The following is a 24,129-nucleotide window of genomic DNA, read 5'->3' as shown; positions in this document are numbered from 1 at the left end:
TTATTAACTGTTTTAATTATTTTAAATATTTTAACTATTTGCTTAACTGTCTTAACTGTCCACTTAACTGTCTTAACTGTCTTAACTGTCCATTCAAATGTATTAACTGTCTTAACTATCAACTTAACTATTTGCTTAACTGTCTTAACTGTCCACTTGGATGGTTTTATCTGCTATTGCATTTTATTGATAAAGCTGACATTATTTGAAAGTATAGTTAAGCAATATTGGTTTTAAAAAGCTAGCTTACTTAATGAAGATAATGAAAAAAATTAATTCTTGACTTTAAGAAATACATTCTAATTTACTATATTTATCTATCGCATTCATTTAGATAGCTAGCTATTTACGCCTTGGCGAGTATTATAAATTATCTTATTTTGGAGATTAAAATCTCGTGAAAAACCAGGTATATAGCCAATCAGTCCTGACATTTGATGGTCAAGATGATTACATAGATTTTGGCAAAAACGATTTAGGTGGTGTTTTTGCTCAAGGAAGTTCAGCCTTTACGATTTCAGGATGGGTGAATCCTCATCAGCTAACAGATAAAGCCACTACATACGGGACGCGCAATGTTTTTTTTGCCCGTTCTTCAGATCGATATAGTGATAATTTTGAGTTTGGGATCAGTGAATCGGGAAACCTAGATATATACATTGATGAGAACGTTGCAAAGGTTATCAAAACTTTTGGTAATGGAGAATTAACTATCGGACAATGGCACTTCTTTGCCATTGTTTTTAATAAAGGTCAACTGACCGTATATCTTGATGAGTATGAGTATTTTGGCTATTTTACAGGTGACTCTTTAAACAAAGCAACTAGTTCTCTGACTCTGGGTGCAACTTTACACAACAACATATATTTCACAGGTCAATTAGCTAACCTTAGCGTCTGGAATTACCCTTGCCCCCCAGTGGAAATCCAAGGGCATCGCTATCAGCCTCTAGTCGGGAATGAACAAGGATTAGTAGCTTACTGGACATTAAACGAAGGACAAGGGGCAACTATAAAAGACCAGACTGAAAATGGTCATGATGGAAAATTGCGTGGCAATCCCAGTTGGGATTTAGCACAACTTCCATTTGGAATTACACAATCATCCAACGAAGAACAGACAGCCAGTAGTTCCGAGGAAGAAAAACCTGCGGAAACTGTGGTGCTAGAGGAAGAAAGCCAGTTGATTGCAGAGGTTGTCTCCGTTGAAGTAACTGCGATCGCCCAAGCCGACTTGCAGCAAGAGTCCGTTCAGGTTCCCCCAATTGTAGAAACTGGCATTCCAGCCCAGACAACGATTGTAAATTCCAAAGAAAAAAAAGGGACAAAGAAGCAAAGCGAGAAATCTGCCAATATTCCAACTCCCCAGCCAAAGGGGGAGAAAGCCGAAACAGCTAAGGAAAGTGAAGTTCCAGCCGATATCCAACAGCAGGAACAACCGCAAACATCAACTCAGGAGCGATCGCAAAAAACTATGAATACAAAAGCCAATCCCAAATATAAAATTCTCGCTATTGATGGTGGCGGAATTCGGGGCATTATCCCAGCACTGGTACTAGCAGAAATTGAAAAGCGGACACAAAAGCCCATTTTTAGTTTGTTCGATTTAATTTCTGGCACTTCCAGCGGAGGAATTCTGGCACTCGGATTAACTAAACCCCGATTAGATTTAGAAGCAACTGATACTTCGCCCACCGCTCAATATAGTGCTGAGGATCTGCTGCAAATATATCTTGAGTATGGGGCTGAGATATTTTACGAACCATTCTGGGAACAAGTACTCGGTCAGTTAGAGGATATATTCGTCCAACCAAAATATTCTTCTGAAGGCAGAGAGGAAATTATCAAGCAATATTTTGGTGATACTCCTCTAGAAAAGAATCTCAAAGAAGTCTTCGTAACTAGCTACGATATCGAGCAGCGAATCCCGATATTCTTTACTAACAAACTAGAAAAACAACAGACAGAATCGAAAAAGTTTCGCAAGTTATGCGGAGGTTTTACGCTTACAGATGCGGCATTGGCAACTAGTGCAACTCCGACTTATTTTGCTCCCCATCGCGTTGCAAGTTCTCATAATACCAAAGGCTTTTATACTTTAGTCGATGGCGGAGTAGTTGCTAATAACCCAGCTAACTTGGCTATTTTAGAAGCACAAATTAGCAGACAAGAAAACAAACAAGTCCTAAATACAGAGGATATATTATTAGTATCCTTGGGTACTGGTTCATTGACGAGTGTCTACCCTTATGACGAAGTTAAAAAATGGGGACTATTGCAATGGGCAAAACCACTGTTAAATATTGTGCTTGACGGTGGGAGCGAAGTAGTAGCTGGAGAATTAGAACGGTTGTTTGAGGCTAAGAATAAAGGTAATAAAAGCTCTTATTATCGATTCCAAACATTTTTAAAAAGTGAACTAGAAGCGATAGATAATGCCAAACCAGAAAATCTACGGCAGTTACAACTTTTAGGTAGCACACTGATTCAAGAAAAAAGTCAAGAAATCGATGAGTTGTGTAGTATTTTAACAACCTAAATTTGAGGTTTTCTGAATAAGTTATGTAAAACAACCAGGTATTGGAGTTATAGCAAAATGGGGTTTTTAAGTAAACCATCTTATCGGATCGTCGCTATTCCTGGGGAAGGGATTGGACCAGAAGTTGTGGAAGCTTCCTTAAAAATTCTGCAACACGTCGCTAAAATTGAAGGATTTACCTTGCAGGTAGACTATGGCTGGCTTGGTACAACTGCCTTTGAGGAATTTGGTAGTTACTTCCCTCAAGCCACCGCCGAATTGTGCGATGGAGCCGATGGGATTGTATTTGGTGCAGTTACTAAAGGTGGACTGCTAGAACTCCGAAAGCATTTTGACTTTTTTTGCAATCTTCGTCCGATCCGTAGCGTTAAAAGTCTTCTGCATAAATCTAGCCTTCGACCAGAGAAAATTCAAGAACTTGATATTCTCATTGTTCGAGAACTGGTCAGTGGAATCTATTTTGGCCCGTCTGGACGCTCCTCAGACGAACAAGGAAATTATGGATACCATACAATGCGCTATTACGATGAAGAAATTCGTCGGATTGCTCGCAAGGCTTTAGAACAGGCGCAATGTCGGCGAGGATTACTCACCGTAGCCCACAAAGAAAACGCCTTACCTCATTTGCCTTGGACTCGTCTAGTTCAAGAAGAAGCTACACAGTTTCCCGGCGTTGTTGTCGAACCTATGCTGGTAGATAACTTAGCCATGCAAATGGTTCTGAATCCCCAACAGTTTGATGTAATTTTGGCGGGGAATCTGTTTGGAGATATTCTCAGCGATATTGGCGGTGCATTAGTTGGCTCCATTGGCTTATTAGGATCGGCGAGTCTTAACGATAATGGATTTGGTTTGTACGAGGCCATTCATGGTACAGCCCCAGACATTGCAGGTTTAGGAATTGCTAATCCCCTCGGAACCTTGGAAGCCTGTATTTTAATGCTTCAGCAATGGGGGGAAGTGCAGGCTGCTCAACGGATTATTGCAGCGCAAGACCGAATTTTAGCTAAGGGATACCGAACAGCTGATTTGTTTACCCAAGGGGAGGAAATTTTAGTTAACACTGCAACCTTAGTTGGCCTTTTGTTTGAAGAACTTTCAGTGGTGCAACATTCTCAATTAGGAGTACTTCATGAGTCACACAAATAATGTTTTGCACCTTGGAGATGATATCAATACCGATGATATTATTCCTGCTAATCGGGCGACCAATGATCACCCCGATCGCTTAAAAAACTATGCTTTAGAACATGTTATTGGCGAAGGTGAACTGCTGAAATACGATGTGATTGAAGCAGGAGAAAATTTCGGGTGTGGTTCCAGTCGAGAAGTTGCCCCCATTGCCCTGCAAGCTGCGGGAATTAAAAAGATTCGGGCGCGATCGTTCGCCGAAATTTTTTATCGTAATAGCATCAATATTGGACTTTCCCTAGAAATTCTGGGGGAAAAACAGGAGAATCCTGTAGTTGATGCGATCGCAGCAGCAGGTGGATTAATGTCTTTTAATCAACTGCGTCGTCAGGGACAGATCACCATTCCTCGCAGCCTGACCCCAACTCGATCCATGACTTTAGTCGAAAAACTCTTGGCCAAAGCCTCTGGAAACTCCTACGTCCAGCCGGGAGAAGTGGTTTTTGCTCAAGTCGATTTAGCCTTATCTCATGATGCTGTGGCCGGGCCTGTGGCCAAGACATTTTATAAGCATTATGGAGAAGGAGCAAAGTTGTGGGACTCCCAACGGGTAGTTTTGGTAGCCGATCACTTTATCCAAGTCAACGACATCCGTGCTGATGACAAAGCTCATATCATGTATGAACAGATGATTGAGTTTGCTAAAGTCCAAGGATGCCACCTGTTTGATGTGGTTTCCCCAGGCGAAGCAGCAGGCATCTGTCATGTTTTACTCCCAGAAAAAGGGTTTGTCCGCCCAGGAATGGTAATTGCCGGTACAGATTCCCATACCTGCACATACGGGGCATTAGGAGCCTTTTCCACGGGTGTAGGAACCACCGATATGGCTAATATTTATGCCACAGGAGATATGTGGATTCGTGTTCCTCCAACTCTAGTATTTGAGTTGTCTGGAACCTTGCCTGCTAAAATCAGTGCCAAAGATATTATCTTATTTATCCTGGGAAAAATCGGCTGTGCTGGTGCAACCAGTAAGGTAATGGAGTTTAGAGGATCAATCCTCGCACAACTGCCATTTGATGAACGGTTAACTCTAGCTAATATGGCTGTGGAGTGTGGTGCAATATGTGGCTTGATTGTTCCTGACGAAGTAACCCGTGATTATCTAAAAAACCGAGTTTCAGAGGAATTTGTAGAGGTTATTGGCGATGCTGATGCTGAGTACGAAAAGGTTTATCAATTTGACCTCAGTGATTTAGAACCGCAAGTTGCACGTCCCCCAAAACCGGATCAAGTAGTTGCCATTAGTCAGTTAGAAGACATTCCGATTACCAAAGCTTTTATTGGCTCTTGTACTGGGGGTAAACTCTACGATTTAGCTCAAGCAGCCGAAGTTTTGAATGGTCGCCAACTGGCAGACGGTGTAAACTTGTTTATTGTACCGGCAACCGTTGAAATCCGAGAACAAGCCCAAGAGTTGGGCTATCTCGACATTTTTGAACAAGCAGGGGCGCAGATTCTCAAGACAGGTTGCGGGGCTTGTATAAATTCTGGGCTTGGGGTTTTGGCAAAAGAAGAAACAGGAATTTATGCAACCAATCGCAATTTTAAAGGACGCAGTGGCGATCCAACGGGCAAAAATTATTTAGCCTCACCAAGAACAGTGGCTATCTCTGCTGTAAATGGAAAAATTAGCGATCGCTTTGATTAAAGACTGAACTATCAGATCAGGGTCAATAGAGATAAAACTCAAAAAATATTAACCCAATCGAAGCGTGAATGACTCTTATTGAGCTTAGTCTAGGTTTTGAGATAGGTTTCTTTATTTACAAAGACTCCATTCTCGTACCCTTATTAATGTCTTAACCAAGAAAAAAAGGATTTTAGGTAATTACAATGGACGAAATCGTTAAAAAACTTGCTGGTCTGGGTCTTCCTGGCATAATTCTCGTGATTTTAACAGTCACATCAGCAGGTAGTAATGCTGCTATTGTTGCTGCCCTCACAGCCTTGGGAGGCCCCTTTGGTATTGTTGGAGGTATAGGATTGCTTGGTCTGATAACAGTTGTAGGGGATACTGTAGCTGGATATGGAATTGAAGCTGTTCTCAAGGCTATCTATACAGAACGTAGTAAAACTGAATCCGTGAGATTCCTCCTCAAAGAAATTAAAGATTTACCCATTTCAGATGAGCTAAAACTCAAACTGAAAAATGAACTGAGTCCAGAAATCAATATTGATGTGGAAGAAGTTCAGCCGCCAAAAACAATTGAAATTGTCGAGGAATAATTTCACTATTAGATTATTTAAAATTCCAGACACAATGGGATTAAATTAAGTGCGATCGCTTAATTCATCTCAACGAGAAAAATGGCCTCTGAGTCCGATTGCACCGGAGTAAACCCTCAAAGGCCATCATTTAAAATCATACATATAATTCCCCATCCCTGGAAGGATCTCTAAAATTCGGTAACAGATTCAAACCTATAATTTTAGATAAAATATGAATTTTGTAATTACATCTAATTACAAAATAGTTGAAAAGTTTGTCAAAAGAAGAATTTGATTCACTTCTGAAAATTCTAAATCAGCATTCAGCAAATACTTAGCTTATGTTTAAACAATGTATTCATCAGTTATTTGAAGCCCAGGTTGCACGAACTCCGCAAGCTGTAGCTGTGGAATCTGGACAGAACCAACTAACATACCAGGAATTAAATATTAAAGCTAACCAACTCGCTCATCATTTGCAAAAATTAGGGGTGGGAGCTGAGGTACTGGTCGGAATCTGCGTCGATCGCTCCCTAGAAATGATTGTAGCTTTGTTGGGAATTCTCAAAGCTGGAGGCGCATATGTACCGCTAGATCCCGCTTATCCAGCCGAACGATTGACCTACATGGTGCAAGATGCTCAAATCTCTGTTTTGGTAACACAAGAAAAATGGTCTAGTTTAATATCTGATTATTCAGGCCAAGTAATTTGTTTAGATACTCAACAGGATGAGATTGCTAACGAGAGCGAGTGCAATCTTTTTAACACAGTAAAACTAAATAATCTAGCTTATGTCATCTACACATCGGGATCAACCGGAAAACCCAAAGGGGTAATGATTGAACATCAATCATTGGTGAATTTTACTCAGATGGCGTTGGCTTTGCCCGCCGCAGGCATCGCTCAATACAAAATCTCCGCAAGCGATCGTATTCTTCAGTTCACCTCGATAAATTTTGATGTATCCGCAGAAGAAATTTATCCGTGTCTTAGTTGTGGTGCAACTTTAGTGCTGCGAACTGAAGAAATGGCGAGTTCCTTATCCTTATTTGTACAGAAATCTCAAGATTGGCAAATAACTGTATGGGATTTACCCACAGCTTACTGGCATTTAATAGTAAATGAATTAGTCACTGGTCAAATAAAATTACCCCAATCATTACGCTTGGTGATTATTGGCGGGGAACGAGCGCTTCCAGAACAAGTTAGAATGTGGCTCAAGTTTGTAGGGAATTTCCCTGAGTTGATTAATTCCTACGGCCCCACAGAAATTACTGTTGCAGCTACAATTTGTACTTTATCAAATTTGAGCTATACCCAACTAGAGGGGACAGAAATACCCATTGGCAAACCAATTGGGGATAACATTCAAGTCTATGTCTTGGATCAAAACCTTCAAATAGTCCCCACTGGAACAATAGGAGAAATATACATTGGGGGTGCTGGACTAGCACGAGGCTATTTGAACCGCCCAGAATTGACCGCAGAAAAATTTATTCAAAATCCTTTTAACAATTCAAAATTATATAAAACTGGAGATTTAGGACGCTATCTACTAGATGGCAACCTAGAATTTAAAGGACGGATTGACAATCAGGTAAAAATTAATGGCTTCCGCATTGAGTTAGAAGAAATTGAATCCGTTCTCAATCAACATCCCCAAATATCTCAAACCGTCGTCATTGTTCGTGAAGACACCCCTGGAAACAAACGTCTAGTAGCTTATGTTGTCCCCTACCAAAAGACGGAGATTAACTGCACAAATCTGCAAAGCTTCTTGAAAAACAAGCTACCTAGCTACATGGTGCCAACAGTCTTTGTTTCCCTAGACACTTTACCTCTCAACCCCAATGGGAAAATTGATCGCCAAGCACTTGCCGCCCCCAAACTTCAAGAAAACTTTGTCGCCCCTCGTAATGCCCAGGAAGAAACTCTTGCAAAAATCTGGTGCCAAGTTTTCGGCTTAGAACAGATTGGAGTCGATGACAATTTTTTCCAGTTAGGTGGTCATTCCCTAATCGCCACTCAAATTCTGTCTCGGATACGGGATGTTTTACAAGTTGAGGTATCCTTTGGGCAACTCTTAGAAAACCCAACAATCAACCATTTAGTTCAGGTTATTGTCCAGCAACAGCAATTAAAACAGTCATCCCCCTTAGCTAAAATTCAGCCAATTTCACGCGAGGGTTACTTACCTGTTTCCTTTGCCCAAGAGCGGGTATATTTCATTGAGCAATTAGCCCCCTCCATGAGCGCTTACCAATTTCAAGAGAGTTTGCGTTTCAAAGGATATTTGAATATATCTATCCTTGAACAAAGTCTGAGCGAAATTTTGCGCCGTCATGAAATCTTCCGCACCACGTTTCCCGCGGTAGAAGGAAAGCTGGTACAAGTAATCCACCCTCCTCAAGCAGTTGTTTTAACAGTTATCGATCTGCAAAAATTTCCTAAAGCCGAGCAGGAAGCTGAGGTGCAAAGATTAACTGACGAAGCGATTCAAAAGCCTTTTGATATTAGTCAATTACCCTTAATTCGTTGGAACTTATTAAAGTTAAGTGACCAAGAATATGTGTTAGTTCATGTTGAACATCACATGGTGCATGATGGTTGGTCATTCAATTTATTTTTGCGAGAATTATTAACACTATATCAAGCATTCTCTGAAGGTAAACCGTCACCTTTAGCTGAACCCTCACTACAGTTTGCAGATTTTGCCCATTGGCAGCGACAGTGGGTATTAACAGAGCCAGCACAAGCCCAATTGGACTATTGGAAACAAAAATTATCTGGCATTCCGCCCTTATTAGAATTACCTGGCGATGGCGCGCGGCCAGCAGAACAAAGTTATCAAGGCGGAATGCTGCGGATGGAGCTTCCCCTAGATGTCTGTGAAGCCCTGAGAAACATGGGTCGCCAAGAAGGCGTAACCTTATTTATGAGTATGTTTGCGGTTTTCGTAACCATGCTCTACCGCTACACAGGACAAGAAGACCTTTGTGTGGGATCTGGGGTAGCTAATCGTCGTTGGCGGGAGACAGAAGGGTTAATTGGCATGATTGTCAACAACATCGTCCTACGCACAGATGTTTCTGGTAATCCCACCTTTCGAGAACTTCTGGCTCAAGTACGTCAAGTAACCCTAGAGGGTTATAGCAACGAAGATTTACCCTTTGACAAGGTTGTAGAAGCTCTTAAACCAGAAAGGAATCTGAGCTATAATCCGCTATTCCAGGTGATGTTCAGCTTTCATGATGCTCTTTTACCTGATTTGAATCTACCTGGATTGACCATTAAACAGCATGAGGCACTCAACAATAAATCAGCCAAATTCGATCTTGATGTTGTGGTTATGCCACGTTCTGAACAACGGGTAGGGCGCAATTCCAAAGACGAAGCCAAAGGAATAGAAACAGAAGGTATAACTCTTGTTTGGGAATATAACAGTGACCTATTTGATGCCGCCACCATAGATCGCATGATGGGTCAATATCAAACATTGGTAGAAGGGATTGTAGCTAACCCCGATCGACGAATTTCCCAATACCCTCTATTAACGCCACAACAGCAGCACCAGTTATTAGTTGACTGGAACCAGACTAAAGCAGCTTATCCCGAAGGGAAATGTATTCATCAATTATTTGAAGAACAGGTAAATAAGACCCCTGATGCAGTAGCAGTGCAATTTGAGGGGCAAAAACTCACCTATCGGCAATTGAATGAACAAGCTAACCAACTCGCTCACTATCTGAAAAGCTTGGGGGTAAAACCTGATTACTTAGTCGCAATCTGCATTGATCGCTCCTTGGAAATGATAGTGGGACTGTTAGGAATTCTCAAAGCTGGGGGTGCTTATGTTCCCTTAGATCCCGCATATCCAGCCGAACGATTAAGGGATATAGTCAATGATGCTCACGTGCAAATTCTAGTGACGATGCAGCAATGGGCAACCGTGGAAGCTGAACATTCCCTACATATGGTTTGTTTAGATACTCAAAAGGCTTTGATTTCAGGCCAGAGTCGAGAAAATCTTGAGTCTAAGGTAGTAGAAAGTAACTTAGCCTATGTTATCTATACATCAGGTTCCACAGGAAAGCCCAAAGGCGTACTGATTGAACATCATTCTTTAGTTAATTTTACGCAAACTGCGATCGCTGAATATAAACTGACAGAGTGCGATGCCTACGGCGGGCAAAGCCAACGCATTCTTCAATTTGCCTCAATTAGTTTTGATGCTGCCGCCGAAGAAATTTATCCCTGTTTAAGTAGCGGTGGGACACTGCTGCTGCGTAACGAGGAAATGTTGCAGTCTGTGTCAGCATTTATACAGCAATCAAAACAGTGGGAATTGACTGTATGGGATTTACCAACAGCTTACTGGCATTTGTTAGTAAGTGAATTAGCCAGTGAAAATTTATCATTACCTGATTCATTACGACTGGTTATTATCGGCGGAGAGCGAGTGCTACCCGAAAAAGTTGCAATGTGGCATCAATTGGTGGGCAATAATCCTCAGTTGGTTAATAGTTATGGGCCAACTGAAACCACTGTGGTGGCAACCTTATCTGATTTGTCAGAAAACGCTCTCAATCGTCAGGAAGTATCTATTGGAAAACCTATTAGTAATGTTCAAGTATATGTGTTAGATAAATATTTGCAACCCGTTCCTATTGGTGTACCAGGGGAACTCCATATTGGCGGTGCAGGTGTAGCACGGGGTTACTTGAACCGTCCAGAATTGACCGCAGAAAAATTTATTTCTAATCCTTTTGAGAAAGCAGAAGAGAATAAGTTATACAAAACTGGGGATTTAGTGCGTTATCAACCCGATGGCAATCTAGAATATCTGGGGCGGATTGATTCTCAGGTGAAGATTCGCGGTTTTCGAATTGAACTTGGTGAGATTGAAACCATCTTAAATCAACATCACCAAGTGACTCAAGCTGTTGTGATTGCCCGTGAAGATATCCCTGATAAGAAGCGTCTCGTAGCTTATGTGGTTGGAAATAAAGGACAAGTTAAAATTGATGAAATTCGCCAATTCCTCAAACAGAAGTTACCCCCGTATATGGTTCCTTCTGCCTTCGTTACATTGGATCAGCTACCGATTACCCCTAATGGGAAATTAGACTATCGTGCTTTGCCTGCCCCAGATACTTCAGACAGAAATTTAGACTTAGGGGTTGTTGTTCCTCGGACTCCGATAGAGGAAAGATTAGCGGCAATTTGGGCTGAAGTGTTGAGGCAACCAAATATCAGCATTTACGATAATTTCTTTGAATTAGGCGGCGATTCAATCATCAGTATTCAGATGATTTCTAAAGCAAATCTTGCCGGGTTACAGCTAACTCCAAAACAACTGTTTCAATATCAAACCATTGCTGAGTTAGCTACCGTTGTCGGCACAACCAGTCAAATTAAAGCCAATCAGGGGTTAGTAACGGGTTCAGTACCGCTAACGCCGATCCAATATTGGTTTTTCGAGCAAAATTTACCCGATGTTCACTACTTTAACCAGTCAGCCTTGCTAGAAATTCCATCAGAAACACAACCGGAGTTATTAAAGCAAGTCTTGCAACAATTATTATTGCATCACGATGCACTGCGATCGCGCTTTGTCTTAGAAACGAATCCCCCGCAACAGATTAATGATGCGCCCCAAGAAACAGTGCCTTTCACCATTGTGGATTTGTCGGCACTTTCTCCAGAAGCACAACAAACTGTAATTAAAGCAAAAGATGCTGAACTTCAAGCTAGCCTAAATCTGTCATCAGGCGAAATTGTACGAGTTGCGTTGTTTCATCTGGGGATGAATCAACCAAGTCAGTTACTATTTGTTATCCATCACCTAGTAGTAGATGGGATCTCATGGCGAATTTTGCTTGAAGATTTGGCAACAGCTTATCAGCAAGTTAGCGGTGGCGAAGCAATCAAATTGCCCCCTAAAACTAGTTCTTTCCAAGAGTGGGCAAATCGACTCCAAGAATACAGTAAATCAGAAGCTATTGCCAGAGAAATTGATTACTGGTTATCTAGCTTTGAAAGCAATATTGCTCCTTTACCGATAGATTATCACTTCGACTTCTCTGCGAGACGCTACGCGAAGGCTCAGTACAAGCCATTCGAAAAAGAAAGCAATAAGTTATCCTCAAATGATTCTTTTACCCTCTTTTTAAATGAGGATGAAACCCGCGCCTTGCTCCAAGATGTTCCTGCTGCCTACAATACACAAATTAACGATATTTTGTTGACTGCTTTAGTACAAAGCTTTAGCCAATGGACAGGAGAAAAATCGTTAGTTGTTGATTTAGAAGGACATGGACGGGAAGACTTATTTGAAGATGTAGACTTGTCCCGTACCGTAGGCTGGTTTACTACCTTATTTCCTATCCAATTAGAACTGAGTTCTGTTGATCAGTTAGGAGATTTAAAATTAGTTAAAGAAAAACTGCGCCGCCTTCCTAAACACGGTATTGGTTATGGTATATTGCGATATTTAAATCAAGATGCGGCAGTTCACAATAAATTCCAGAATTTGCCTCAAGCAGAAGTCAGTTTTAATTATTTAGGTCAATTTGACCAAGTACTATCTGCATCTGCAATGTTTGGATCTGTCAAAGAGTGGAAATCAGAGCAGAGTAAGCGAGGATATCGTAGCCATCTCTTGGCAGTAAGCGGATTAATTCATTCAGGAAAGTTAGAAATCGACTTTGCTTATAGTGACAAACTTCACAAACGTTCGACTATTGAAAAGTTAGCTTTTGGATTTATGAAAGCATTAAGAAACCTGATTGCTCATTGTCAATCAACAGAGTCACAAGGCTATACCCCTTCTGATTTCTCTGCTGCCAAACTTAATCAAAAACAACTTGATAAATTTATAGCTAAAATCAACAAAAAGAAAACTGACCATTAAGTGAATTACTAGTTGAATATCGCAATTTATATACCAAGGTTATGAAAGAAATTGAAATTAACTCTACTCAATCTATTGATGATATTTCTGCTTTAACTGAGCAGGAGCGACATGAAATATTAATTGAATGGAATGATACAAAGGTAGATTATCCTAAGCACTTATGTATACATCAGTTATTTGAAGCACAAGTAGAAAGAACTCCAGACAGTATTGCTGTTGTCTTCAAAGAGCAACAACTAACTTATCAAGAGTTGAACTACCAAGCCAACAAAATAGCAAATTATCTACAAAGTTTGGGTGTAAAACCAGAGGTGTTGGTAGGCATTTGCGTTGAGCGCTCCTTGGAAATGGTAGTGGGATTATTGGGCATCCTCAAGGCGGGTGGAGCTTATGTGCCACTAGATCCAACGTATCCGAAAGAGCGTCTAAGCTTCATGCTGTCAGATTCACAAGTGCAGGTGTTGTTGACCCAGCAAAAGTTCATGGAAGAGTTTGCTGGTAGCGTAACAAAGTTGGTTTGTCTGGATACTGATTGGGAATCGATTAATCACCAGCAAGAGAATCCGACTAGCAACGCTACATCTGAAAATCTGGCTTATGTCATTTATACCTCTGGTTCTACAGGAAAACCAAAGGGAGTAGCTGTGCCGCATCGGGCTGTCAATCGGCTAGTATGCAATACCAACTACGTGAACTTTGTACCTAGCGATGCCTACGGCGGTCAACTACGCGTTGCTCAAGCCTCAAATACTTCATTTGACGCAGCTACATTTGAAATTTGGGGATCTCTCCTTCACGGAGCTAGGTTGGTCGTAATTCCTCAGAATGTTGTGCTTTCGCCCCAGCATTTCGCAGCCTACATCGGCAAACAAAGAATTAGTATATTATTTTTGACGACAGCCTTATTTAATCAGTTAGCCAGCGTTGTGCCCCACGCATTTAAAGAACTCCAATACTTGCTGTTTGGAGGCGAGGCTGTAGATCCTAATTCAGTCAAAGCAGTTTTAAGGAATGGAGCGCCACAGGGATTGCTACATGTATATGGGCCGACTGAGAGTACAACATTTGCTTCTTGGTATCTAGTGCAGGATATTCCAGAAGGGGCTACAAAAGTGCCGATTGGTCGCCCGATTTCCAATACACAAATCTATATCCTTGACTCCAAACTTCAACCAGTTCCTATTGGTACTCCTGGTGAATTATATATTGGTGGCGACGGCTTGGCTAGAGGCTACCTAAACCGTCCAGAATTAACTAAGGAAAAATTTATTACCCATTTATTTGAGAAAGCAGAAGGGAGTAGATTATACAAAACTGGTGACTTAGCCCGCTTCTTACCAGATGGCAACATTGAGTTTTTGGGGCGAATTGATCATCAGGTGAAGATTCGCGGCTTCCGTATTGAACTCGGAGAAATTGAGGCGCTTTTGAGTCAACACCCGGATGTAAAACAGGCAGTGGTAATCGCTCGTGAAGATATCCCTGGTGATAAGCGTCTTGTCGCCTATATTGTGCTTAAGCAAAAAGTTGATGCTAGCGCGACTACCCTCAAACGCTTTCTTCAAGAAAAGCTACCCTACTACATGGTGCCAGCAGTCTTTGTAATCGTAGACTCCTTGCCTCTCACCCCCAATGGTAAAGTTGATCGTCAAAATCTTCCAGCCTGCGATCGCACACGCCCCGATCTCGAAGAAACCTTTGTCGCAGTTCGTAACCCAATTGAGGAGAAATTAGCGGTCATCTGGGGCCAGTTACTCGCACTCGAACAGATTGGAATCAATGACAATTTTTTCCAATTGGGTGGTCATTCCCTCATCGCCACTCAACTCCTTTCTCGCGTGCGCGAAGTTTTCCAAGTCGAGTTGTCCTTTAATCACATATTTGAAAAACCCACCATCGCTGCTCTAGCTCAACTAATTGAACAGCACAGTCACCTAAAGCAGCAGTTGCATCGTCCTGCTATACAACGAATTGGGCGTGAGGGACTCTTGCCAGTCTCTTTTGCTCAAGAGCGAGTGTACTTCATCGAGCAATTGGCTCCTGAAAGTAGTGCCTACCAATTCCAGGCAACTATGCGATTTAAGGGTTATCTCAATGTGGCGGTATTAGAACAATGCCTCAACGAGATTGTGCTACGTCATGAAATTTTTCGCACGACTTATCCGGCGGAGAATGGACGGCTATTTCAGGTAATCCACCCAGCCCAACCAATCAGCTTCAGAGTAGTTGATCTCCAGAGATTCCCTGAATCTGAGCGGGAAGTAGAAGCTCAGTGTCTAGTTGAGACAGAAGTGCAAAAGTCGTTTGACCTGAATCAACTACCATTAGTTAAGTGGGTTTTATTGAGGTTGAGCGACCAAGAACATCTGTTAATCCACAGTGAGCATCATATAGCTCATGATGGTTGGTCATTCAACGTATTCCTGGGTGAGTTGATAGAACTTTATCAAGCTTTCTGTTCGGGTAATCCTTCCCCGCTTCCTCAACCACTCCTCCAGTTCGTGGATTTTGCCCATTGGCAGCGAGAGTGGGTCAAAAGCCAGGAAGCCAAAGCTCAATTGGCCTATTGGCAGCAGAAGTTATCCGGTAGTCCACCCTTGTTGGAATTACCCTATGATCGCCTGCGACCGACAGAACAAACTTACAATGGCGATCAAATCAGGGTGGAACTTCCTATTAACTTGTGCGAATCTCTGCGAGTTCTGAGTCGTCAAGAGGGTGTCACCTTATTTATGACGATGCTGGGAGCTTTCCTGGTCATGTTGCACCGATATACTGGGCAGGACGATCTTAGCGTCGGGACTGCTGTCGCCAATCGGCGGATGCATGAAGTAGAAAAGCTGATTGGCATGATTGTCAATAACTTGGTATTACGCACTGATTTGTCTGGCAATCCCACATTTAAGGAATTACTCGGCCGAGTGCGTCAAGTGACTCTGGAAGCATACACCAATGAAGATTTACCCTTCGATAAGGTGGTGGAGGTTCTCAAGCCGATACGGAACCTGAGCCACAATCCTCTATTTCAAGTAATGTTCAGCTTCCATGATTCCCCCATGCCAGACTTGAATCTCCCTGGTTTGGACATCAGCTTGCATGAACCTATCAGCAATAAATCAGCAAAGTTTGATCTGGATTTACTGGTTATCCCACGTTCTGAGCAACGTGTGCAGAACGGTTCTAAAACGGGAGCTAAGGGAATCACGCTAGTCTTAGAATACAACAGCGACCTATTTGATGCTGCCACAATCCAACAAATGCTAGAGGGGTATCAAACTTTACTAGAAGGGATTGTTGTCAACCCAGAACAGCGAGTTTCCGAATTACCACTGCTAACGCAGACTCAGCAGCAATTACTGGTGGAGTGGAATCAGACTCACAGGGAGTATCCCGCTAAAGAGTGTATTCATGATTTATTTGCGGCTCAGGTGGAGTCAACGCCCGATGCTGTAGCTATTCAGCAAGAAGGTCGACAGCTAACCTACCGTGAATTGAGCGATCGCGCCAATCAATTAGCCCACTATCTGCAAAGTTTGGGAGTCAAACCAGAAACCTTAGTCGGTATCTGCGTTGAGCGTTCCTTGGAGATGATTGTTGGCTTACTCGGAATTCTCAAAGCTGGGGGTGCTTATGTTCCTCTCGATCCAGCTTATCCTCAAGAGCGACTGGCTGATATTCTCGAAGATACCCAACTAAGCATTCTGCTGACTCAAGAAAGATTCCATGACAAACTACCAGATTATGCCGGAAAAACGATCTGTTTAGATACAGACTGGGAAATAATTGCTCAACACAGTACAGCCAATCCGATTACTCACGTTCAACTTCATAACCTCGCCTACATTATTTATACCTCTGGTTCTACGGGTAAACCCAAGGGGGTGATGATTGAACAGCGATCGCTAATGAATTTTGTTATCAACGCGATTCATGAATATGGAATTAATGCAAGCGATAATATTCTGCAATTTGCGTCAATCTGTTTTGATACATCTATTGAAGAAATCTTCCCTTGTCTTTCCGTAGGTGCAACCTTAGTGCTACGCACCGAAGAGATGTTACACTCCAGCGATGAATTTTGGCGGTGTTGCCGAGAATGGCAGTTAACTGTTTTGGATCTTCCCACAGCGTACTGGCACCAGTTAGTAGCAGAACTTAACCCTGAAGATACCCGAATTACCGAAAGTCTCAGAATGGTGATTATTGGCGGAGAAGAAGCTCAACTCGAAAGAGGAAAGCGCTGGCACAGTAGTATTGCTCACCTCTCCCATCCACCCCAATTACTTAATAGTTACGGGCCAACGGAAGCAACGGTTGTCACTACCTTAAAACGCTTAACCCCAACAGCCTCCTCTGTCAGCATTGGACGACCCATCAGCAATACTCAGGTTTATGTTTTAGATAAATATCTGCAAGCTGTACCTATAGGAGTTCCTGGAGAACTGCACATTGGTGGGGCAGGATTAGCGAGAGGATATTGGCAACGTCCTAAACTCACGGCTGAGAAATTTATTGAGAATGCAACCTGCGATCGCCTCTACAAAACGGGTGATTTAGCAAGATTTCGCGCCGATGGCAACCTAGAATATCTCGGTCGAATTGACGATCAGGTGAAAATTCGCGGCTTCCGCATCGAGTTGGGAGAAATCGAAACAGTGCTGAGACAACACCCACGGGTCTTTCAAGCTGTGGTCATTGCTCGTGAAGACATTCCCGGACAAAAGCGACTTGTGGCTTATGTTGTTGCGCACCAGCCGCAACCAACCACCGATGAATTGCGCCAGTTCCTAAAGCAAAAGCTGCCTAATTATATGGTGCCTTCAGCGATCGCGCTGCTGAAAGCTTTACCAATAACTCCGAACCAGAAGGTAGATTACCGCGCCCTCCCAACAGTCGAATTTTCACGGAGGGTAGAAGATAACTTTGTTGCGCCCCAAACCTCTATAGAAGAGAAATTAGCGGCGATCTGGTCAGAAATCTTAAGACTAAAACAAGTCGGCATCCACGATAACTTCTTTGAACTGGGTGGTGACTCTATCCTCAGTATTCAGGTAATTTCTCGTGCCAATCAAGCAGGTATCCAAATTGCCCCTAAACAACTATTTAAGTACCAAACAATTGCTGAATTAGCTGCCGTGGCAGGAATTACTCGCTCTGTCAAAGCCGAACAAGGGTTAGTAACTGGCAAGGTGGCGTTAACACCCATCCAACGGTGGTTTTTCGAGCAGAATTTGCCCGAACCTGATTACTTTAACCAGTCAGTCCTGCTAGAAGTACCGCCAGACTTGCAACCAGAGCTATTGCAGCAAGTCGTGGAACAATTGTTAGTGCATCACGATGCTTTGCGTCTGCGGTTTGTGCAGGAAGGCGAAAACTGGCAGCAGTTTAATGACGAATTACGAATTACGTTAGCGTTCGCGCAGCGTCTCGTAGAGAAGCGGGGCGTAGCCCATTACGAATTATTTAGCGTCATCAATTTGTCGCACTTGTCGGCAGAAGAACAACAAACAGCAATGAAAGCGGAGAACGCTCAACTTCAAGCTAGTTTGAATCTATCTACTGGAGCGATCGCACGAGTGGTGCTGTTTAGGTTGGGCAACAATCAACCTGGTCGGTTACTATTCATCATCCATCACTTAGCAGTAGATGGCATTTCGTGGCGGATTTTGCTCGAAGACTTGGCTACGGCTTACCAGCAAATCAGCTGTGGTAAAGCTATTAAACTACCACCGAAGACAACTTCCTGGCAATATTGGAGCGATCGCCTGACAGAATATGCAAAATCAGAGGCGATATCAGATGAGTTGAATTACTGGCTGGGTGAGTCTAGTTTGAAAGTTACCGCCTTGCCAGTAGATTATCACTTCGACTCCGCTCAGTACAAGCCTTCAGGTAAAGAGGACAACACCATCGCCTCAACTGCTTCTGTGTCCCTTTCTTTAACTGAAGAACAGACCCGCGCCCTCTTGCAGGATGTACCCTCTGCCTACAACACTCAAATTAATGATGTGCTGTTGACTGCCCTAGCGCAAAGCTTTGCCCAATGGACGGGAGAACGTTCTCTGCTTGTTGATTTAGAGGGACATGGACGAGAAGACTTGTTTGAGGATGTAGATTTGTCGCGGACTGTAGGCTGGTTTACCACCTTATTCCCCGTTCACTTAAAGCTAGAAGAAGTTGACCATCCAGGAGAGGTTTTAAAGTCAGTTAAAGAACAACTGCGGCGCATTCCCAACCGAGGCATCGGCTATGGTGTGTTGCGATATTTGCAGCAGGATGAAACAATACGCACGAAACTACAAGCCCTACCCCAAGCACAGGTAAGTTTTAACTACCTTGGTCAATTCGATCAGGTGCTTAAAGCGTCTGGTGTATTGGGTTTGGCTGAAGAATTCAAAGCTGAACAGAGTTTACTTAATAAGCGCAGTCACCTATTAGGAATAAGCGGATTTATTCGTGCAGGAAGGCTGGAAATGACTTGGGCTTACAGCGAGAAAGTTCATAAACGAGACACCATTGAGCATTTGGCTTTTGGGTTTATGGAGGCGTTGCGATCGCTTATTGTCCACTGTCAATCTCCTGATGCGATCGGTCATACACCTTCAGATTTTTCAGCAGCCAGACTCAGCCAAAAACAGCTTGACACATTCCTAGCCAAAATTAACAAAAATAATTAGTCATTGGTCATTTGTCAAGAATCATTTTTTATTCTCCCCAGTTCCAACTCAGAGGTAGTTTCATGAACAATATCGATGATCTTTATGAACTTTCGCCCATGCAACAGGGGATGCTGTTTCATACCCTTTATGCGCCAGAATCGGAAGTTTATTTTGAGCAGTTGCTTTGCATCCTCTCTGGAGAATTAAATTTTATTGCCTTCCAGCAAGCTTGGGAACAGGTTGTTGCACGACACCCAATTTTACGCAGTTCCTTTTATTGGGAAGAGATAGAAAAGCCCTTGCAAATGGTGAGTAAGCAAGTGGATCTTCCGTGGGAAAAACTGGACTGGCGGAATTTCACGCCCGATGAACAACAACAGCATCTAGAGGATTTTTTGAAATGCGATCGCCAAAAAGGATTTGAACTGGATGTTGCTCCCCTGATGCGCTTCACTATCATCCAGTTAGGGGAGGAAACCTACCAATTTATCTGGAGCCATCATCATATCCTCTTTGATGGCTGGTCGATGCAGATTATCCTCAAAGAAGTTTTAGCTTTTTATGAAGCACATCAGCGAGGCGAACATTTACGCCTCCAGTCTGTTCGCCCCTATCGAGAATATATTGAGTGGTTACAGCAACAGGATATCGATCAAGCAAAGAACTTTTGGCAAACAACTCTCCAGGGTTTTGAAACTCCTACTTTTTTGGGAGGGAACAGGGGACTGGAAACATATAATGAACAACGTTTTCAATTATCTCAAACGGTAACTGAAAAATTGCAATATGCAGCGCGACAGTACCATTTAACTTTGAATAATTTGGTGCAGGGAGCATGGGCGTTACTAATGTCACGCTACAGTGGGGAAAGCGATGTGGTCTTTGGTGCGACTGTATCCGGTCGTCCACCAACCCTTGAGCAAGTAGACTCGATGGTAGGGCTATTTATCAATACTCTTCCGATCAGGGTGAAAGTTACAAATAAGACAGAATTATTACCCTGGCTCAAGCAATTACAAACCCAAGCATTAGAACAGCAACAGTATGCTTATTGTTCCCTAGCAGAAATTCAAAAACTCAGTGATATTCCTCCAGGAATGCCATTATTTGAAAGTATTTTAGTATTTGAAAATTATCCGCTAGATTCTGCTAAACAGGAAACCAAAAAAACTTTAGAAATTAGTCATATTAGTTGTTTTGAACGCACAAATTATCCTTTGACTGTAGTTATTAATCCTGCTTTACAATTGTCTGGCAGAATTGTTTATGATACTAGCCGCTTCGAGGAACAGACAATTGCCCGCATGATTGGACATTTCCAAACATTGCTAACAGGAATGTCAGTTGATTTACAACGGAATATTTCCCAATTATCTTTACTCAGCGCAGATGAAGAATATCAATTGATTCTGCTAGAAAATCAGCAAAAAATAGATTCTATTAATTACAAATGTATTCATATTTTATTTGAACAGCAGGTAGAAAAAACTCCTGATGCAGTAGCAATTGTATATAAGCAACAAAATTTAACTTATCGAGAACTAAATAATCGTGCTAATCAATTAGCCCATTATTTACAATCACTGGGAGTTAAACCCAAAGTCCGGGTGGGAATTTGTGTAGAGCGATCGCTAGAAATGGTGGTAGGAATACTGGCTATCCTCAAAGCGGGTGGAGCATACATCCCTCTAGATCCAGCTTACCCTTCAGAAAGACTGGCGTTCATGATGGAAGATGTACAGACACCCATCTTACTAACGCAAACTCATTTGCAAGATAGGCTCCCAATCAATAATCAAACTGTGGTTAATCTTGACTCAGATTGGAAAATCATTGCCCAATACAAAGAAGACAATTTACATAGCGAAGTTAATCCAGAAAACTTAGCTTATATCATTTATACCTCTGGTTCAACAGGAACACCAAAAGGAACAAAAGTTCCCCATTGTAGCTTCATTGGATTTATGTTTGGGGTTGATTATATTCACCTTGATGCAGAACAAATTTGGCTACAACATTCATCGATTTCCTGGGATGCCTCAACCCTAGAACTCTTGCCGCCCTTGCTTTACGGGGGGTGTTGTGTGCTGTACCCAGACAAAATTCCTACACCAGAAGGCTTAAGCCGCATCATCCAAGAACAAAAAGTTAATATCCTCTGGCTAACTTCTGCCTTCTTCAATCTCATGATTGATACAATACCACAAGGTTTGTCAGGAGTTAAACAACTGCTCATTGGGGGAGAATCTCTTTCTGTAGATCATGTTCGTCGTGCCTTAAAACTATTACCGGAAACGCAAATAATTAATGGCTATGGCCCTTCGGAATGTACAGTTTTTACCTGCTGTTACCCGATTCCCAAACAACTTGCTGAAAATGTGCATTCAATTCCCATTGGGAAACCCATCGGCGACAGAAAAGTTTACCTACTAGATAAAGATTTACATAGAGTTCCGATTGGCATTCCTGGGGAACTTTATGTGGGTGGGGCGAGTGTTGCTGGAGGTTACTTAAATCAACCAACATTAAACCGTGAAAAATTTATTCTTAATCCTTTTTTTGAGGGAGATAGACTTTACAAAACCGGAGATTTAGCCCGCCGTCTTCCTGATGGAAACCTGGAATTTATCGGTCGAATTGATACACAAGTAAAAATTCGCGGTTTTCGCATTGAATTAGCAGAAATTGAAGCGATTTTAATTCAACATTCTGACATAAATCAAGTCGTTGCCATTGTGCGGGAAGATGAACCTGGGAACAAGTATTTAGTGGCATATCTTATTACCAAAAATAATCAGCCAACGCCTAGCACCCTGCGAAACTTCCTCAAGAAAAAGCTGCCTGATTATCTGATTCCCACGGCTTTCGTATTTCTAGAAGTATTTCCCTTAACACCCAATGGTAAAATCAATCGCCGTGCTTTGCCTGCCCCAGATACTTCTCAAAGAAATCTAGAGGTTGATTTTGTTGCTCCTCGCACATCTACGGAACAAGAATTAGCCACGATTTGGGTTGAAGTTCTCAAAGTCAAACAGGTGGGAATTCACGATAACTTTTTTGAGTTAGGGGGACATTCTTTACTAGCTACACAAATTATTTCTCGCTTGAGAGAGGTCTTTTCTCTAGATTTTGCTTTGCGTTATTTATTTGAAAATCCCACCATTGCTGAACTCGCCGAAAAAGTGAGCGATCAACAAATTGAGCAAGCAGAGAATGATGATTTAGCAAGTATTTTGCAAGAGGTAGAGCATTTATCAGAACAAGAGGTAACGCATCAATTACTATTTTGATGATTAAAAGTCATGCAATAACCTTTATGATACCCAACTTATCTAAAATCGGTGTTCAAATGTCGAGTCTTACAGGTGTTAAGGCCATCGCAAAAGACATTATCGAAACACTACAAACCAAGCAAAAGCAAGATTTTATTAATTTAAGTGCTGGAAATCCAGTGTTATTGCCAAAAGTTGAGCAGATGTGGCGTGACTGTACCGCAGAACTTTTAGCTAGTTCTGAGTATGGTGAAGTAGTTTGTCGTTATGGTTCAAGTCAGGGATACATTCTATTAATTCAAGCGATCGCCAACGATTTTAATCGTCGCTACGGACTTTCTTTAAATGAAAGCAATATCTTGATTACTCCTGGTAGTCAAATGCTTTATTTCTATGCTGTTAATGCTTTTGGCGGCTACACAAGCAACGGAGATTTAAAGCAAATTGTTTTACCAATGAGTCCTGAATACACAGGTTACGACGGAATCTGTTTAGCACCAGAGGCGTTAATCTCGTATAAACCAGCTTTAGATATTGATACCAAAGCTCACAGGTTCAAGTATCACCCTGATTTCAGCAACCTAGCAATTACAGCAAATACGGGCTGTATCCTCTTCTCTCGCCCCTGTAATCCTACAGGCAATATCTTATCTAACGATGAAATCAAAAAAATTGCGGCTCTTGCTAAACCCTACAATATCCCCGTGTTCATAGATTCTGCCTATGGCCCCCCCTTTCCAGCAATAAATTTTAGGGATATGACACTCATGTTTGGTGAAAATATTGTACATTGCATGAGTTTATCAAAAGTGGGTTTGCCAGGGGAGCGAATTGGCATTGCGATTGGGGACTCTAAAATTATTCAAGTTCTCCAATCTTTTCAGACGAATCTATGTCTCCAACCTCCTCATTATGGGCAAGCGATCGCTGCTCGTGCTATTAATTCTGGTGCTATTGAATATATATCGAAAGAAGTTATAAGACCTTTTTACAAAAATAAAATTTCACTTCTCGAAGCCAAACTTGACCAAGAGATACCCAAAGATTTACCTTGGTTTCTGCATTGGGGCGAGGGGGCAATGTTTGCTTGGTTGTGGTTCAATAACTTACCTATCAGTGACTTAGATTTATACCAAAAACTCAAGCAAGTGGGTGTAATTGTTGTGGCTGGAAGGTTTTTCTTTCCAGGGTTACAGGAAAATTGGTCACACAAACATCAATGTATTCGTATTAGCCTGACAGCAAGCGATGAACAAATCGAAACTGCTATGGAACGTTTAGCCGAGGTCATACAACAGGTTTACAAACAAACGCAGTAGTTTCAAGAACTCATATACCGC

The 24,129-nt window shown here is 42.1% G+C and carries 8 protein-coding genes; all 8 read left to right on the top strand.

Going from position 1 to position 24,129, the window contains the following annotated elements:
• The first annotated feature begins 397 nt into the window (after positions 1 to 397).
• The 8 genes from H6G92_RS07020 to H6G92_RS06985 all read left to right on the top strand — a co-directional run bounded on the left by H6G92_RS07020 (position 398) and on the right by H6G92_RS06985 (position 24,108).
• Positions 398 to 2,539 (top strand): patatin-like phospholipase family protein, encoded by a 2,142-nt coding sequence (locus H6G92_RS07020; RefSeq protein ID WP_190892200.1) that lies wholly within the window; start codon positions 398 to 400, stop codon positions 2,537 to 2,539.
• 57 nt (positions 2,540 to 2,596) lie between these two features.
• Positions 2,597 to 3,688 (top strand): isocitrate/isopropylmalate dehydrogenase family protein, encoded by a 1,092-nt coding sequence (locus H6G92_RS07015; RefSeq protein WP_190892198.1) that lies wholly within the window; start codon positions 2,597 to 2,599, stop codon positions 3,686 to 3,688.
• Positions 3,672 to 5,381, top strand: a complete 1,710-nt coding sequence (locus tag H6G92_RS07010) for an aconitase/3-isopropylmalate dehydratase large subunit family protein (protein ID WP_190892196.1) — start codon at positions 3,672 to 3,674, stop codon at positions 5,379 to 5,381. Before H6G92_RS07015 ends, H6G92_RS07010 begins: the two co-directional genes overlap by 17 nt.
• 185 nt (positions 5,382 to 5,566) lie before the next feature.
• Positions 5,567 to 5,959 carry a hypothetical protein gene (locus H6G92_RS07005; RefSeq protein WP_190892194.1) on the top strand — a complete coding sequence of 131 codons (393 nt, stop codon included), beginning with the start codon at positions 5,567 to 5,569 and terminating at the stop codon, positions 5,957 to 5,959.
• 323 nt (positions 5,960 to 6,282) lie between these two features.
• Entirely contained in the window at positions 6,283 to 12,855 is a 6,573-nt protein-coding gene (locus tag H6G92_RS07000; RefSeq protein WP_190892192.1) for a non-ribosomal peptide synthetase, read from the top strand.
• A 41-nt stretch (positions 12,856 to 12,896) separates the two neighbouring features.
• Positions 12,897 to 19,535, top strand: a complete 6,639-nt coding sequence (locus tag H6G92_RS06995; protein WP_190892190.1) for a non-ribosomal peptide synthetase — start codon at positions 12,897 to 12,899, stop codon at positions 19,533 to 19,535.
• Between the two features lie 62 nt (positions 19,536 to 19,597).
• Positions 19,598 to 22,807, top strand: coding sequence for a non-ribosomal peptide synthetase (locus H6G92_RS06990; RefSeq protein ID WP_190892187.1), 3,210 nt, complete (start codon positions 19,598 to 19,600; stop codon positions 22,805 to 22,807).
• 26 nt (positions 22,808 to 22,833) lie between these two features.
• Positions 22,834 to 24,108, top strand: a complete 1,275-nt coding sequence (locus H6G92_RS06985; protein ID WP_190892185.1) for a valine--pyruvate transaminase — start codon at positions 22,834 to 22,836, stop codon at positions 24,106 to 24,108.
• Positions 24,109 to 24,129 lie beyond the last annotated feature (21 nt).

The sequence above is a fragment of the Nostoc foliaceum FACHB-393 genome, from assembly GCF_014698505.1.
Taxonomy (GTDB): Bacteria; Cyanobacteriota; Cyanobacteriia; order Cyanobacteriales; family Nostocaceae; genus Nostoc; species Nostoc foliaceum_A.
Note: the sequence above shows the minus strand (reverse complement) of the source record. Positions and strands in the feature narration are given on the sequence as shown.

Coding starts and splice junctions, on each gene's coding strand:
- H6G92_RS06985 (WP_190892185.1), top strand. CDS start 22,834: ATGATACCCAACTTATCTAAAATCGGTGTTCAAATGTCGAGTCTTACA.
- H6G92_RS07015 (WP_190892198.1), top strand. CDS start 2,597: ATGGGGTTTTTAAGTAAACCATCTTATCGGATCGTCGCTATTCCTGGG.
- H6G92_RS07000 (WP_190892192.1), top strand. CDS start 6,283: ATGTTTAAACAATGTATTCATCAGTTATTTGAAGCCCAGGTTGCACGA.
- H6G92_RS07005 (WP_190892194.1), top strand. CDS start 5,567: ATGGACGAAATCGTTAAAAAACTTGCTGGTCTGGGTCTTCCTGGCATA.
- H6G92_RS06995 (WP_190892190.1), top strand. CDS start 12,897: ATGAAAGAAATTGAAATTAACTCTACTCAATCTATTGATGATATTTCT.
- H6G92_RS07010 (WP_190892196.1), top strand. CDS start 3,672: ATGAGTCACACAAATAATGTTTTGCACCTTGGAGATGATATCAATACC.
- H6G92_RS06990 (WP_190892187.1), top strand. CDS start 19,598: ATGAACAATATCGATGATCTTTATGAACTTTCGCCCATGCAACAGGGG.